12 protein-coding genes are annotated in these 12,996 nt (G+C 61.1%); 4 read left to right on the forward strand and 8 right to left on the reverse strand.

The genetic code is table 11. From position 1 onward, the window contains the following. Positions 1-43: 43 nt before the first annotated feature. Positions 44-1,195, reverse strand: coding sequence for an L-threonine dehydrogenase (yiaY, locus tag BN1139_RS00425; RefSeq protein ID WP_005350423.1), 1,152 nt, complete (start codon positions 1,193-1,195; stop codon positions 44-46). A 381-nt stretch (positions 1,196-1,576) separates the two neighbouring features. On the opposite strand from yiaY, the gene udp reads away from it, so the two are divergent. Further along, positions 1,577-2,332 (forward strand): uridine phosphorylase, encoded by a 756-nt coding sequence (gene udp / locus BN1139_RS00430; RefSeq protein ID WP_005337975.1) that lies wholly within the window; start codon positions 1,577-1,579, stop codon positions 2,330-2,332. Positions 2,333-2,472: 140 nt separating this feature from the next. On the opposite strand, the gene BN1139_RS00435 is transcribed toward udp, so the two are convergent. After that, complete coding sequence (locus BN1139_RS00435; protein ID WP_005350426.1) at positions 2,473-3,168, reverse strand: RluA family pseudouridine synthase; 696 nt, start codon at positions 3,166-3,168, stop codon at positions 2,473-2,475. A 254-nt stretch (positions 3,169-3,422) separates the two neighbouring features. Between BN1139_RS00435 and rihA the strand changes: the two genes are divergently transcribed. Next, positions 3,423-4,358, forward strand: a complete 936-nt coding sequence (gene rihA / locus BN1139_RS00440) for a pyrimidine-specific ribonucleoside hydrolase RihA (protein ID WP_013723948.1) — start codon at positions 3,423-3,425, stop codon at positions 4,356-4,358. A gap of 33 nt (positions 4,359-4,391) precedes the next feature. Further along, a complete protein-coding gene (locus BN1139_RS00445) occupies positions 4,392-4,859 on the forward strand; it encodes a hypothetical protein (RefSeq protein WP_041915420.1) in 468 nt (155 codons plus the stop codon). Positions 4,860-5,045: 186 nt separating this feature from the next. Here the strand turns inward: BN1139_RS00445 and BN1139_RS00450 are convergent, their stop codons facing one another. From BN1139_RS00450 to BN1139_RS00460, 3 genes are all read right to left on the reverse strand, one after another. Beyond that, positions 5,046-5,342 (reverse strand): winged helix-turn-helix domain-containing protein, encoded by a 297-nt coding sequence (locus tag BN1139_RS00450; RefSeq protein ID WP_005337957.1) that lies wholly within the window; start codon positions 5,340-5,342, stop codon positions 5,046-5,048. Continuing rightward, positions 5,339-5,869 (reverse strand): DUF1523 family protein, encoded by a 531-nt coding sequence (locus BN1139_RS00455; protein WP_005350438.1) that lies wholly within the window; start codon positions 5,867-5,869, stop codon positions 5,339-5,341. The genes BN1139_RS00450 and BN1139_RS00455 overlap by 4 nt, the downstream gene beginning before the upstream one ends. A 175-nt stretch (positions 5,870-6,044) precedes the next feature. Continuing rightward, positions 6,045-7,667 (reverse strand): methyl-accepting chemotaxis protein, encoded by a 1,623-nt coding sequence (locus BN1139_RS00460; RefSeq protein ID WP_041915419.1) that lies wholly within the window; start codon positions 7,665-7,667, stop codon positions 6,045-6,047. Between the two features lie 232 nt (positions 7,668-7,899). Here BN1139_RS00460 and BN1139_RS00465 point away from each other — a divergent pair, with 232 nt between their 5' ends. Then, positions 7,900-8,532: a LysE family translocator gene (locus tag BN1139_RS00465; protein WP_005344345.1), complete on the forward strand. Its 633-nt coding sequence runs from the start codon at positions 7,900-7,902 to the stop codon at positions 8,530-8,532. A gap of 73 nt (positions 8,533-8,605) precedes the next feature. Here BN1139_RS00465 and BN1139_RS00470 read toward each other — a convergent pair whose 3' ends face one another. From BN1139_RS00470 to BN1139_RS00480, 3 genes are read right to left on the reverse strand one after another with little or no spacing between them, the layout of a single operon-like run. After that, complete coding sequence (locus BN1139_RS00470; RefSeq protein WP_013723945.1) at positions 8,606-9,814, reverse strand: cation:proton antiporter; 1,209 nt, start codon at positions 9,812-9,814, stop codon at positions 8,606-8,608. A gap of 32 nt (positions 9,815-9,846) precedes the next feature. Then, positions 9,847-10,950, reverse strand: coding sequence for a beta-N-acetylglucosaminidase domain-containing protein (locus tag BN1139_RS00475; protein ID WP_013723944.1), 1,104 nt, complete (start codon positions 10,948-10,950; stop codon positions 9,847-9,849). 43 nt (positions 10,951-10,993) lie between these two features. Continuing rightward, on the reverse strand, positions 10,994-12,721 hold the full coding sequence (locus BN1139_RS00480) for a potassium/proton antiporter (RefSeq protein ID WP_013723943.1): 1,728 nt from the start codon (positions 12,719-12,721) through the stop codon (positions 10,994-10,996). Positions 12,722-12,996 lie beyond the last annotated feature (275 nt).

The following is a 12,996-nucleotide window of genomic DNA, read 5'->3' on the forward strand; positions in this document are numbered from 1 at the left end:
GAGGGGCCTGAGTGGCCCCTCGCTATTCAAGGTGTTAACAGGGTCACATCGCCGCGCGGAAAATGGCGACGATCTCTTCGTGGCTCGCCTGTTTCGGGTTGGTGAAGCCGCAGGCATCTTTCAGGGCGTTGCTGGCCAGGGTATCGAAGTCATCGGCCTTGACGCCGAGCTGCTCCAGACCGGCGGGGATCTTCACATCCAGCGCCAGCTGCTTGATGGCGGCAATGGCAGCGGCGGCGCCCTGCTCGTCGCTCATGGCACTCACGTCCACCCCCATGTAGCGGGCCACATCCTTCAGACGAGCGGCGCTCACCTGGGCGTTGAACGTCTGAACGTGGGGCAGCAGCACGGCGTTACAGACACCGTGGGGCAGGTCATAGAAACCGCCCAGCTGGTGGGCCATGGCGTGCACATAGCCCAGGCTTGCGTTGTTGAAGGCCATGCCGGCCAGGAACTGGGCATAGGCCATCTGCTCGCGGGCGTGCAGATCATCGCCGTGGTGAACGGCGGTGCGCAGGTGCTTGGCGATCAGCTCGATGGCCATCACGGCGCTGGCATCGGTCACCGGGGTGGCGATGGTGGAGACATAGGCCTCGATGGCGTGGGTCAGGGCATCCATACCGGTGGCGGCGGTGAGACCGGCTGGCTTGGCCAGCATCAGCTCGGGATCGTTGACCGACATCAGCGGGGTAACGTGCTTGTCGATGATGGCCATTTTCACATGGCGCGCTTCGTCGGTGATGATGCAGAAGCGGGTCATCTCGGAGGCGGTACCGGCGGTGGTGTTGATGGCGATAAGCGGCAACTGCGGCTTGGCGGAGCGATCCACCCCTTCGTAATCCTTGATGCTGCCACCGTTGGCGGCGACCAGCGCGATGCCCTTGGCACAGTCGTGGGGCGAGCCGCCACCCAGCGAGATGACGCAATCACAGCAGTTGGCCTTGATCATGGCCAGACCCGCTTCGACGTTGCTGGTGGTGGGGTTGGGTTTGGTCTCATCGAAAACAGCGCTTTCAATGCCATGTTCAGCCAGCAGGGTGGTGAGCTTGGCAACCACACCGATCTGGTTGAGGATTTTGTCGGTGACGATCAGCGCCTTGCGATAGCCGTAACCCTTGATATCGGCGGCAGCCTCTTGCAGACAGCCGGCACCCATCAGGTTGATTGCGGGAATATAGAATTTGAATGTAGCCATGATTGACTTCCTATAGTTAGCCATTAAGTGGTAGTTGAGAGCTAGGCTACCATCTAGAAAGGGATACAAAAGCATCTTGTTTACAACTTTACGGGGCCGATCACGAGTCGTTAATTAAGCGCTGAACCAGGCTTGACTTTCCCGCATCTGACTCGATTTGCAGAAAAACGTTTGTCAATTATTTCATTGAGTTAGCAAACGTTTTGCGCAATGTTTGTCACTGTCAATGCGTGGAAGTGTGAGGCGCTTCAAGGAATTGGAAAGCGCTTTCGACCATAGTTGGCGCCTCCCCGAAGAGGGGGTAAAGGCTTGAAAGTATCATAAAGAATCATCTTAACTTGTGCCCTGACCATGCTGGCAGGGGGCAACCAGGAGTCCAGTATGTCTGATGTATTTCACTTGGGTTTGAAGAAAGCGGATCTGCAAGGCGCCACCCTGGCGATCGTCCCCGGTGACCCCGAGCGCGTGAAGCGTATCGCAGAGCTGTTGGATAACCCGGTGCACCTGGCCAGCCATCGTGAATTTACTACCTGGCGCGGCGAGATGGACGGCAAGGCCGTGATCATCTGCTCTACCGGTATCGGTGGCCCGTCCACCTCCATTGCAGTGGAAGAGCTGGCCCAGCTGGGCATCCGCACCTTCCTGCGTATCGGCACCACCGGCGCCATCCAGCCGCACCTGAACGTGGGTGACGTGATCGTGACCACCGGCTCCGTGCGCCTCGACGGTGCCAGCCTGCACTTCGCACCGATGGAGTTCCCGGCTGTTGCCGACTTCGACTGCACCACAGCGCTGGTCAACACCGCCAAAGAGATGGGCTCCAAGCTGCACATCGGTGTGACTGCCTCCTCTGACACCTTCTACCCGGGTCAGGAGCGTTACGACACCGTATCCGGCCGCGTAGTGAGCCGTTTCCAGGGTTCCATGAAAGAGTGGCAAGCCATGGGCGTGTTGAACTATGAGATGGAGTCCGCAACCCTGCTGACCATGTGCTCCAGCCAGGGCCTGCGTGCCGGTATGGTGGCTGGCGTTATCGTCAACCGTACCCAGCAAGAGATCCCGAACGCCGAGACCATGGCGAAAACCGAATCTGATGCCATCAAGATCGTACTGGGCGCTGCCCGCAAGCTGATCTGATAGCACCACAAAGAGTGGGGGGTGGGGGCCGTTGCGAAAGCGCGGCCCCTATCTTTATCTGCCGTTTGCCGCTTTTCCTCTCCCGTCACCCCTTTCACTGATCCCGTCGCACTCGCGCTTATTGTTCCTACTTGTTGCACTTAAAAAGGCGCAGCACAGCGTACTTGCATCGGCTCGCCGCTCACCGGATGAGTAAAATCCAGCTTGCTGGCGTGCAGCATCAGCCGCGGCGCCTGTTCGCAGCCGGGCGGCAGCAGGCCACCATAGAGATCGCAGCCGAGGATGGGGTAGCCCAGCAGCTGGCTGTGGAGCCGTAGCTGATGGGTGCGGCCGGTCTCCGGCACCAGTCGTACCCGGGTCAGTGGCACGGTCTGCCCCTGTATCTGCTGCGCCAGCCGCTCAATCACCCGATAGCGGGAGCGGGCGGGTTTGCCGCTGGCGGCGCAGATCTTCATCAGCGGAAAGAGGGCCGGATCCTTGGCGATGGGGGCGTCGATAACCCCTTCGTCGTCAATCAAATGACCGCACAGCAGGGCGCTGTAGGCTTTGCTCACCGCCCGCTGACTGAACTGCTGGCAGAGCAGGGCATTGATGGCCTTGTTTCTGGCCACCACCATGATGCCTGAGGTGCCAAAATCGAGGCGATGCACCAGGGTGCAGCCGGGGTAATCCTGCACCAGTCGATAGTGAACCGAGTCGAGGTTTTGCGGGTTCTTGCCTGACAGACTCAGCAGGCCGCTCGGCTTGTTGATGAGCAGCAGATGCTCATCCTCAAACAGGGTCTCGATGGCGGCACTGCAGGGCGGGGCGATAAAGGTGTCGACGATAACGGACATAGGGGGCACGGGCAGAAAACGGGGTGCGATCATACCCGAACCGGCGCGGCCGGGCGAATGGGCGGTGCGCTGTTTCGGAGAATGATCGGGATGGCTTTATGCAACCTCTTGATTATGAGCCGTGTTGAACGAGGTGGCGTGCCGTGCAAACCGCCAGGTCAGCAACAAGGCCCCGTTTTGTGACCCCTTCCCGAGTTCATCCGAGGCTTGCTTGTTAAGGTATGGCTCCCTGTTATGTTGTAAGGACTCATCCTATGGCACTGCCCGTTATTCTCGATTGTGATCCCGGCCACGACGATGCCATCGCCCTCATTCTGGCGCTGGCCAGCCCTGAACTGAAGGTGCTGGCGGTCACCACCAGCGCGGGCAACCAGACACCGGACAAGACTCTCAACAATGCCCTGCGCATCCTCACCTTGCTGGGGCGGGACGATATTCCGGTGGCGGCCGGGGCTCCAAAACCGCTGGCCCGGGAGCTTATCATCGCCGACAACGTCCATGGCGAATCGGGTCTCGATGGCCCCAAACTGCCGGATCCCGCTTTTGCCCCGCAGGCCATGACGGGGATCGAGCTGATGGCCAGATGTCTGCGCGAGAGCCCGGAGCCGGTTACCTTGGTGCCGACCGGCCCGCTCACCAATATCGCCCTGTTGCTGGCGGCGCATCCCGAGCTCAAACCCAAGATTGCCCGCATTGTCTTGATGGGGGGCACCGCAGGGGCTGGCAACTGGACGCCGGCCGCGGAATTCAATATTTATGTGGACCCGGAAGCGGCCGATATGGTCTTTAAGTCGGGTATCCCCATCACCATGTGTGGTCTTGATGTGACCCATGAGGCGCAGGTGATGGATGAGGATATCGAGCGGGTGCGCACCATCACCAATCCGGTGGCCCAGTGCGTCGCCGGGCTGCTCGACTTTTTCATGATCTACCACCGGGATCCCAAGTGGGGATTTGCTGGGGCACCGCTGCACGACCCCTGTACCATTGCCTGGTTGCTGGCGCCCGAGCTGTTCCACGGGGTCGAGTGCCGGGTCGATATCGAGACCAGCGGGGAGCATACAGTAGGGATGACGGTGGTTGATCGTTATGGTCTGACCGGCAAGCCAGCTAATGCGCTGGTATTGTTGGGGCTGGATCGTCCGGGCTTTATTGATCTGCTGGTGACGCGGCTGCGGGCGTTTGACTGAGCGCCGGTTCATTTTTGCAAGAAGGGGCGGGGAATGTGGAAGAGAGGCTTGGTGCTGCTGGCCGGGTTGCAACTGACAGGGTGTGCAACGCCATTCGAGCGGATGTGGCAGGGGCTGGCGACCTGTGAATTTACCGATCTCTATGTGGATGAGACGGGCAGGCCAGCCAATCTACAACTGGCCAACTACACCCCCTACAAGGTGAACGACGGCTTTGCCTGGTACAAGGTGCACGAGGAGCTGCACGGCCTGCCGGTGGTCGGCTTTATCGTGCCCGCTTCCAGCTTCGAAGTGCACGCCCTGTTTGTCGATACCCCCATCGCCAATGCCCGCCGGTTGACCCACAACGCCTACGGCAGCGAGTTTGGTGACGAGCAGAAGCATGACGAGGGGTTGGCGCCCCTGCTGCTGCGCGATCCCAACAACCCCAAGCGCTCCATCATCGACTGCACCCGCGGCGAGTCTGACGGAGAACTTGAGGATTCGGCCATGCCCGAGTAGGGCGACCTGTTACGCCATCGGCCTGAAAAAAGAGGGGCCAGCCTTGTCGGCTGGCCCCTCTTTTTTATTGTTGCTTAGCGCCCTGATCAGGGATAGCTCTGCGTCTCTTTGATAAGCGGCAGTTGCGCCTTGATCCATGCCGGATTGCAATAGGTTCCCCAGTCGCAGGCCTGACTCGACATCATTTCAGGGATAGCTCAACGTCTCTTTGATAAGCGGCAGTTGAGCCTTGATCCACGCCGGATTGATGGGACCCCAGTCGCTGATGCGGTAGTGCCCCTGCAGATGGCGAGCCCCCTCGGTCTGCTCGAAGGCGCAGCTGATATCGAGTTCGGCCAGTGCCGTCAGGGTATCCTGCGCGGTGCGGCGCGGCATGCCGGTCGCCTCCATAATGGCAGGCACCGTATCCGTGCCCTGACTGATCAGCCAGGCCACGTAGAGCCGCCGGTAGAAGCTGGTGCGGGTCTTGCTCGGCTCACTCATAGCTCGTCCTCAAGACGATCGAAGTAGCGCCAGGTCGCAATGGCTGCTTTGCCCATCACCAGCGCCCAGAGGCCGAACCAGAACCAGCGGAAGAAGCTCCAGGTGGAGGCGTCAGGCTCGGTACTCTCAATCTTGGTGACGTTGGGGAACATGGAGAACATGTTCACGCGCCAGCCGTAGGAGGTGATGATGGCCAGGCGTTTCTCGAACTCCATCGACTTGGCCTTGGCCTGGACGTCGGCGGCGTTGAACTTGAAGTAGAAGGGCCAGCCCCACTCGGTATCTTCATTGCGAAACACCCGGATCTTCTCGCCGGGGCGCTCGGTGTAGATGTAATAGACGTCTGTGGTGGGGCCGTCAGCCGGGTTTTTCTGGCTGATGGGGCCATCCTTGTCGGTGCGCTTCACCTCGACCCCTGTGATGGTAGCGATGGTGTGCTCCGGCAGGTAGTAGTCGAGCCAGGCGGCGGAAATGAGGGCGATGAGCCCCAGTGCGATAAAAGCGGGTTTCTTGAATCTCAGGCTCATGGTGTGCTCACGTGAGGGGGAGTAACGTGCCTCTACCATACCGATATTTGACAGGGCAGCCCAGCCCCTTATGGCACCAACGGCCAAAAAATGGCGTTTAAAACAGAGACAAAGCCATTGCTCCATCAACAAGAAAGGCCCTTGCGGGCCTTTTTGTCTGGTTCACTTTGTGCGCTTACAGCTGGAATTGGGCCAGTTGCTTGCGTTGCTGCTCGGCGAGCAGGGAGAGTTCGTTGCTGGCACTGGCGCTCTGGCTGATGGCGGCGGAACTCTGGCTCACGATCTCGTGAATATTGGTGATGTTGCGGTTGATGTCGGCGGTGACGCAGGACTGCTCCTCGGCAGCGGTGGCGACCTGGGCGTTGGCGTCGTTGATCTGGCGCACGGCACCGGTAATGCCGCTTAGCAGATCCTGCACCTGAGCGGACAAACGCTGGTTATGGCTGAGGATCTCCAAAGTCTCCTGCACGCCGTTGTTGGCGGATTGGGACTGGCTCTGCAGCCGCTCGATGATGGCCTGAATCTCCTTGGTGGAGTCCTGGGTGCGGGCAGCCAGCATCCGCACCTCGTCAGCGACGACGGCAAAACCGCGTCCGGTTTCGCCGGCACGGGCCGCTTCGATGGCGGCATTGAGCGCCAGCAGGTTGGTCTGCTCGGAGATCCCCTGAATCACTTCAATTACCTTGCCGATCTGCTCGGACTGGGATTTGAGCTGGGCCACGATGGCGGCGGCATCTTCCAGACTGCCTGCCATCCGGCTGTTGGCGGCGATGCTTTCGGTAAAGAGGGCGAGCCCCTGTTCGACCCGGCCATTGGCATCCCGTGCCAGCTCGTCGGCGATGGCTGCATTGTGGTTGACGTTATCAGCGGTGCTGGATAGTTCGGTTACGGCGGAGGCGACCTGTTCGATCTCGCTGTGCTGCTGTTTTGCATTGGCCTCGGACTGGGTCATCACGGCGGCCAGCTCGGTGGCGGCGGAGGCGACGCTGTTGCTGATCCCGGTCAGGTTCTCGATGGTGCTACCAAGTTGCCCCAGAGTGAGATTGATATCTTTGGCCAGACGGGTCAGCTCGTTGTTGCCCTCCGCTTTGGCGCGCACGTTGAAGCGCCCTTGCGCCACGGCGTGCATCACCTCTTGTAGCTGACTGATGGGGCTGACGATGCGCCCGGAGAGGACCCAGCCGCAGATCAGCGCCGCCAGCAGAGTACCGGCGGTGAGCAGCAGGGTACGCAGCAGGGTGGCGTCGTAGTGGGCCTGCTCTTCGGCCAGCTCTTGCTGGATCAGCTGGTTGATGTGGGCGGACATGCTGTCGATCTGCTTGATCAGCTGTTCACCCAGCTCGCGGAAATGGAGGCGAGCCGCCTCGTAGGCGACCGGATCGCCGCCACCCTGATGTTGTTGCGTCAGCAGCGGCAGCATGTTGCTGCGGGTATGGCTGAGGTAGGCCTGCAGGGCGGCAGCGACCTGACGGTTATCCTGCTCGGCACCGGGGAGCACCAGACGGCTGAGGATGGCGTTGATCTCCTGCTCGGCGCTGTTGAGGTTTGCGGGCAGGGCGGCAAACAGCTTGGCATCGTAGAGGCCATAGATGGCGCTGGTGCGCAGCCGATAGGTGGCGTGGATCAGTTTGGCAATATCGTCCTTGTTTTGGACCACGCTCTGGGTCGTCTCATCTATGTCATTGATGGCTTCATCCAGACCCTGTTTGCTGATGGCGATCATCACCATCATCAGCAGGCTGGCCAGCAGCAAAGGTATCAAGACCTGAACGCGTATTGATAGATTATTCAATGACATAAGTGGCTCTAATCCGGAATTGGAGGAGCCGACATCTTACACATGCACGTCAGGAGCTGTCACAGGCTTTTATTGCTGAAATGTGCTGAAGAAAAGGTTTTTTCTTGTGAGAAAGGAGCCATTTAGGCATGATTGAGCGCTTTATCCCTTGAATATGTGGTACAACTGGCTGGGTTGTGTCAATCCTGTCCCGTTTTCGTGATTTCCCGCTCTCGTCATATGGAGGTGTGTTGTGTCCAGCTGGATCGATCCGGCCATTCTGGCTCTGTTTATCCCGACCTTTTTCTTTGTCTCGGTGACCCCCGGCATGTGCATGACCCTGTCGATGACCCTGGGGATGAGCCTGGGGGTGCGCCGTACCCTGCACATGATGTGGGGGGAGCTGATCGGCGTCGGGCTGGTATCGGTGCTGTCGGTGATCGGGGTGGCAGCCATCATGCTCAACTATCCGGGGATCTTCGCCGCCTTCAAATATGTGGGGGGCGCCTATCTGGTGTGGCTTGGCATCCAGATGTGGCAGGCTAAAGGGAAGATGGCCATTCCGGCGGATCTCTCGGCCGGTCAACAGACCAGCGCCATGGGGCTGGCGCTGCAGGGCTTTGTCACCGCCATCGCCAACCCCAAAGGGTGGGCCTTCATGATCTCTCTGCTGCCCCCCTTTATCTCTGCCGACAAGCCGATGGCGCCGCAGATCAGCGCGCTGGTGGCGCTGATCCTGGTCATCGAGTTCTCCTGCCTGCTGCTCTACGCCAGCGGTGGCCGCACCCTGCGCCACTTCCTTGCCAAGAGCGGCAACGTCACCCTGATGAACCGCATCGCCGGTACCCTGATGCTGGGGGTGGGAGTCTGGCTGGCGCTCGGGTAAGAGCCGTCAGTGACCCTCGCCACAAAAGAAAAATGCCACCGCTCGGTGGCATTTTTTATGGGCGCCGAGTGGCTCAGCGAGGCTTGAAACGCTCAACCCATGGGTTGGCGGTGAGGCCGTGCAGGATGACGCTCAATATGATGGTGCAGAGCACGGTGGCGATGATGGGGCGCTGGCCAATCAGGGAGGGCTCATTTTGCAGCACCATCACCGCAAAGACGATGCTGGCAAGGCCCCGCGGGCCGAACCAGCCGATAAAGAGCTTGAGCTCCGGCTTGAGGCCGGTACCGATGAGGCTGAGCCAAACCGGCACCATCCGCAGCAGGGTGAGGCTGGCAATGGCATAGAGCCAGTATTGCCAGTGCAGCAGCTCCGGCAGAATGGGCATCAGGGTTGCACCAAACACCATCCAGATCACCACGGAGAGCAGGTCGCCGTAGCCTTCGCAGCTGTCCATATAGGCGTGCTTGTGCTCGCCGAGGCGGTGGCCGATAAAGAGGCCGCCGACAAAGGCGGCGATAAAGCCACTGCCCCCCAGAGTCTGGGCCAGCGCAAAGCAGAGCAGGGCCAGCCCCGGCATGGTGAGCTGACGCCAGAGCGGCAGTTGCCAGCCATTGAGATAGGAGATTTTCAACAGCCGGATGGTGAGGCTGGTCAGCACAAAGGCGACCAGCAGACCAATGCCGATCTCCTCCAGCATCAGGGTGATAGCCAGCGTGGCGGTGCCTGCGTGCTGCTCGGTGGGGGCGATAAGGGCCAGCAGCAGAAGCAGCACCGGTACGCAGATGCCGTCGTTGAGGCCGCTCTCCTGATTGAGCCCTTCACGCACAGGTGCAGGCACCGCGGGGTTGCTTACCACCGCCTTGCCGAGCGCCGCATCGGTGGGGGCAAGAATGGTGGAGAGGATGGCCATCTCCAGCAGTGGCAGGTCGGGGAAGATCCAGTGGCCAAACAGGGCGCCACAGAGCAGGGTGAGGGGCAGGCCGATCAGCAGCAGCCGGATGGGGAGCTGGCGGTTGGCCAGCAATACCTGCCAGTTGGTGTTGGCGGCATCGTTGAACAGCACGATGACCAGCGTCAGCTCGGCCAGCAGCTTGATGCCAGCGCTGTCGATAGAGAGGGAGAGCAGCTCAAGCCCTCCCGGCCCCAGCAACCAGCCGGTCAGCAGAAAGAGCAGGGGGCCATTGACCAGTTTTGATTCAAAGCGCCCCGCGATCAGGCTGTAGATCAGCAAGAAGGCAGCGATCACCGCCAGATTCTGGTAAAGCAGGTGTGCATCCATACAACCTCCTTTCTGCCCCCCGCAGGGGTGGTTTAGTCGGTCAGGCAGTCGGGGTCGAACACATACTCCCCATCCAGCCAGCGCACGATTTCGTCGACGCAGGATTGGTCGCGAAACGGCAGATAGCGCGCTTTGAGGGCGGCAATCTGCTCGGGGGTGAGCTGCGCCAGCCCCAGATCCTGAAACAGCGGCAGGTCGGCCTCGATCATCGCCGAGATCTGCGGGCCGCAGGTGGCGTTGAGGGCGGCATGCAGCGCCTTGTCGGGGTCGTACTGCTTGCCGAGTCGGTAGCTCATCGGCAGGGTGGCGAGGGGCAGGGCGGAGAGTGCCGCCTGCTTCATCGGGTTGACCGCGTGGCCGGCGACCAGCTCCGCCAGCTCGGCAGGGCGATTCTCGAAGGCGCGCAGGTGCAGGTAGCTGCTCGCCTTGCTGCCATCGTTGACCGGGTAGTTGTCCCACAGGAAGGGCTTGCGGCCGAGCAGTTCGGTCACCTGCTTGAGATGACTGGCCGGATATTCGCTGGAGCAGACCTTGGGGCCGGTCCAGAAGATCTCGAAACGGCGATCGAGCTGCTCGCCAAGCTCCTCCAGATAGCGGGGAGGCATGGCGCCGAACACCTTCTCCAGCACCGGGTCGGTCGAGTAGTAGCTGGGGCAGAAGATGAGGCGGCTTGCCTTGCTGTGAGCCGCGATGTCGTGGGCGATGGTGAGCTGGTGGCGGGCCAGGTCCGGGGTATCCCCCTTCATGTCGTCAAACAGCACTGCCAGAATATCGGGCTGCAGCATCTCGTCGATGAGGCGCACTTTCTCAAGCAGCGCCGGGCGCTGCCGCTTATAGTCGTGATGAGCCCCCATGGGGCTCAAGCCCACCCCGAAGGCGAGCCCGTTGGCGCGGCACTGGCGCGCCAGCTCGGCGAGATCGGCCAGCTGCTGCTCGGGCCAGGGGAGGGCCCAGTGCTTACGCAGATAGCCATCCTCTTTCGGTGCATAGATATAGAAGCCGTAACCATGGCGTGGCAGCCACTGGGCGTAGCGGGCGCGGGCCTGCCAGCTCCATCCCTTGCCAAAAAAGCCTTCAATGACCCCCAGATTGGAAGCGGGGGGCAGGGGGCCGGACAGCAAACTTTGATATGGCATAACACTCTCCCTTCTTGCTGGGGACTTGATACGGGACGGTCAGTCAGACCGGGTCCTCTTCCTGAAAGCGCACCCCGACCTTGCCCGGCACGCTCTCGTCCATTTCGGCCACGGTCCAGATCAGGCCCTGCCATTCGATGTTGTCACCGACTACCAGATTATCGCCCAACTGGTTGGCAATAAAATCGCCCAGTGTCTGATCCGCCACCTCGCTCACATCCAGCCCATAGAGAGGGGCGAGATCCACCAGCCGTGCCGCCGCTTCCAGCAGGAAGTCACCGAAGAAGCGGGGGCCGAGATCCTGCTCCGGCGCCTGGCTAAAGAGCTGGCCGAGGGCAGGGAGGTCACGTTCGTGACCGATCACGCAGAGGATGTCATCGGCCTGCAGACAGGTACTACCCGAGGGGTGGAGCAGCTCGCGGCCACGAAACAGGGCGCAGATCCGGGTGCCGGCGGGCATCTGCAGATCCCGCAGTGGCGAGCCGATGCACCACTTCTCCTCCCCCAGCTGGTAGACGAAGGTCTCCCACTGGCTGTCGAGATCGATCTCGAGCCCGGAGCGGTTGATGGGGGACGGCGGTGCCGGTACCTCCACCCGCGCCAGTTTTGAGGCCAGCGGCAGCGAGCTGCCCTGCAAAATCAGCGAGACCAGCACCACGAAGAAGGCGACATTGAAGTAGAGCTGGGCGTTGGGCAGCCCCGCCATCATGGGGAACACCGCCAGAATGATGGGCACGGCGCCGCGCAGGCCGACCCAGGAGATAAACCAGCGCTCGCGGGGGGCGAAGTTCTTGAACGGCAGCAGCCCGATCCAGACCGACACCGGGCGGGCAAACAGGATCATCCACATCGCCAGCGCCAGCGCGGGCAGGGCGATGGGCAGCAGCTTGTGGGGGGAGGCGAGCAGCCCCAGCACCAGAAACATGCCGATTTGGCTGAGCCAGGTCAGACCGTCCAGCACCGACAAGGTAGTGCTGCGACTGCGCAGGGCGAGGTTGCCGAGCAACAGACCGGTGAGATAGATGGCGAGAATGCCGCTGCCACCGACCGCCGTGGTGAGGGCGAAGATCAGCAGACCGCCGCTGACGGTGAGCAGCGGATAGAGTCCCGGCGCCAGGCGGGCGGTGTTGATGAGGCGCCACAGCAGCCAGCCGCCGCCAAGGCCAATCCCGGCGCCAAGACCAAACTGCTTGACCAGTTGCAGCAGCAGGAAGCCCCCATCCAGCCCCTGCTGGGCGGTGGCGAGCACCTCGATCAGGGTGACGGTAAGAAACACCGCCATGGGGTCGTTGCTGCCTGACTCTATCTCCAGCGTCGCGCTCACCCGCTCGTTGAGGCTGCGTCCGCCAAGCAGGGAGAAAACCGCCGCCGCATCGGTGGAGCCGACGATGGCGCCGATCAGCATCCCCTGCATCAGGTTGAGGTCAAACAGCCAGGCGGCGGCAAGCCCCGTCAGGCCGGTGGTGATGGCCACCCCGACCGTCGCCAGCGACAGGGCAGGCCAGAGCGCCACCCGGAACGAGGAGACCCGGGTGCGCATGCCGCCGTCGAGCAGAATGATGGCAAGCGCCAGGTTGCCCACCAGATAGGCGATGGAGTAGTCAGCGAAGTGGATGCCACCGGGGCCATCCTCACCCGCCAGCATGCCGACGGCGAGGAAGATAACCAGAATGGGAATACCGAGGCGGGAAGAGAGGGCGCTCAACAGTACGCTGGCTCCCACCAACAGGGCAGCGACAAAAAAGAAACTGTTGATGGTAGCGGCATCCAAGGGCGAACTCCTTCCTGGTAATGTGCAAAGTAGGCACATTATATGCAGTTAGGCCCCCCTTGTGTGGCTTATTTGTGCATCAATTTGCACTTTCTTACATTTTTCATCCCTTTTTTCAGCATGGCCGCGCCATATTCTGACAGTGACGGGGTTAACGAAAGCGGAGTCAAAGGAGCGTCGATTTCAGGATGCGCAGGGAGGAGAGGGCGGGGAAAAGCGAAACGGCACAGCAGAGGGAGAGGGGAGCACAAGGGCGCTCCCCACGGGATGGGGCG

Source organism: Aeromonas veronii bv. veronii, assembly GCF_000820225.1.
In the GTDB taxonomy this organism is placed as follows: Bacteria; Pseudomonadota; Gammaproteobacteria; order Enterobacterales; family Aeromonadaceae; genus Aeromonas; species Aeromonas veronii.

Bases quoted from the DNA above. Each gene is read 5' to 3' on its own strand.
- yiaY (WP_005350423.1), bottom strand. From the start codon at position 1,195: ATGGCTACATTCAAATTCTATATTCCCGCAATCAACCTGATGGGTGCC.
- udp (WP_005337975.1), top strand. From the start codon at position 1,577: ATGTCTGATGTATTTCACTTGGGTTTGAAGAAAGCGGATCTGCAAGGC.
- BN1139_RS00435 (WP_005350426.1), bottom strand. From the start codon at position 3,168: ATGTCCGTTATCGTCGACACCTTTATCGCCCCGCCCTGCAGTGCCGCC.
- rihA (WP_013723948.1), top strand. From the start codon at position 3,423: ATGGCACTGCCCGTTATTCTCGATTGTGATCCCGGCCACGACGATGCC.
- BN1139_RS00445 (WP_041915420.1), top strand. From the start codon at position 4,392: ATGTGGAAGAGAGGCTTGGTGCTGCTGGCCGGGTTGCAACTGACAGGG.
- BN1139_RS00450 (WP_005337957.1), bottom strand. From the start codon at position 5,342: ATGAGTGAGCCGAGCAAGACCCGCACCAGCTTCTACCGGCGGCTCTAC.
- BN1139_RS00455 (WP_005350438.1), bottom strand. From the start codon at position 5,869: ATGAGCCTGAGATTCAAGAAACCCGCTTTTATCGCACTGGGGCTCATC.
- BN1139_RS00460 (WP_041915419.1), bottom strand. From the start codon at position 7,667: ATGTCATTGAATAATCTATCAATACGCGTTCAGGTCTTGATACCTTTG.
- BN1139_RS00470 (WP_013723945.1), bottom strand. From the start codon at position 9,814: ATGGATGCACACCTGCTTTACCAGAATCTGGCGGTGATCGCTGCCTTC.
- BN1139_RS00475 (WP_013723944.1), bottom strand. From the start codon at position 10,950: ATGCCATATCAAAGTTTGCTGTCCGGCCCCCTGCCCCCCGCTTCCAAT.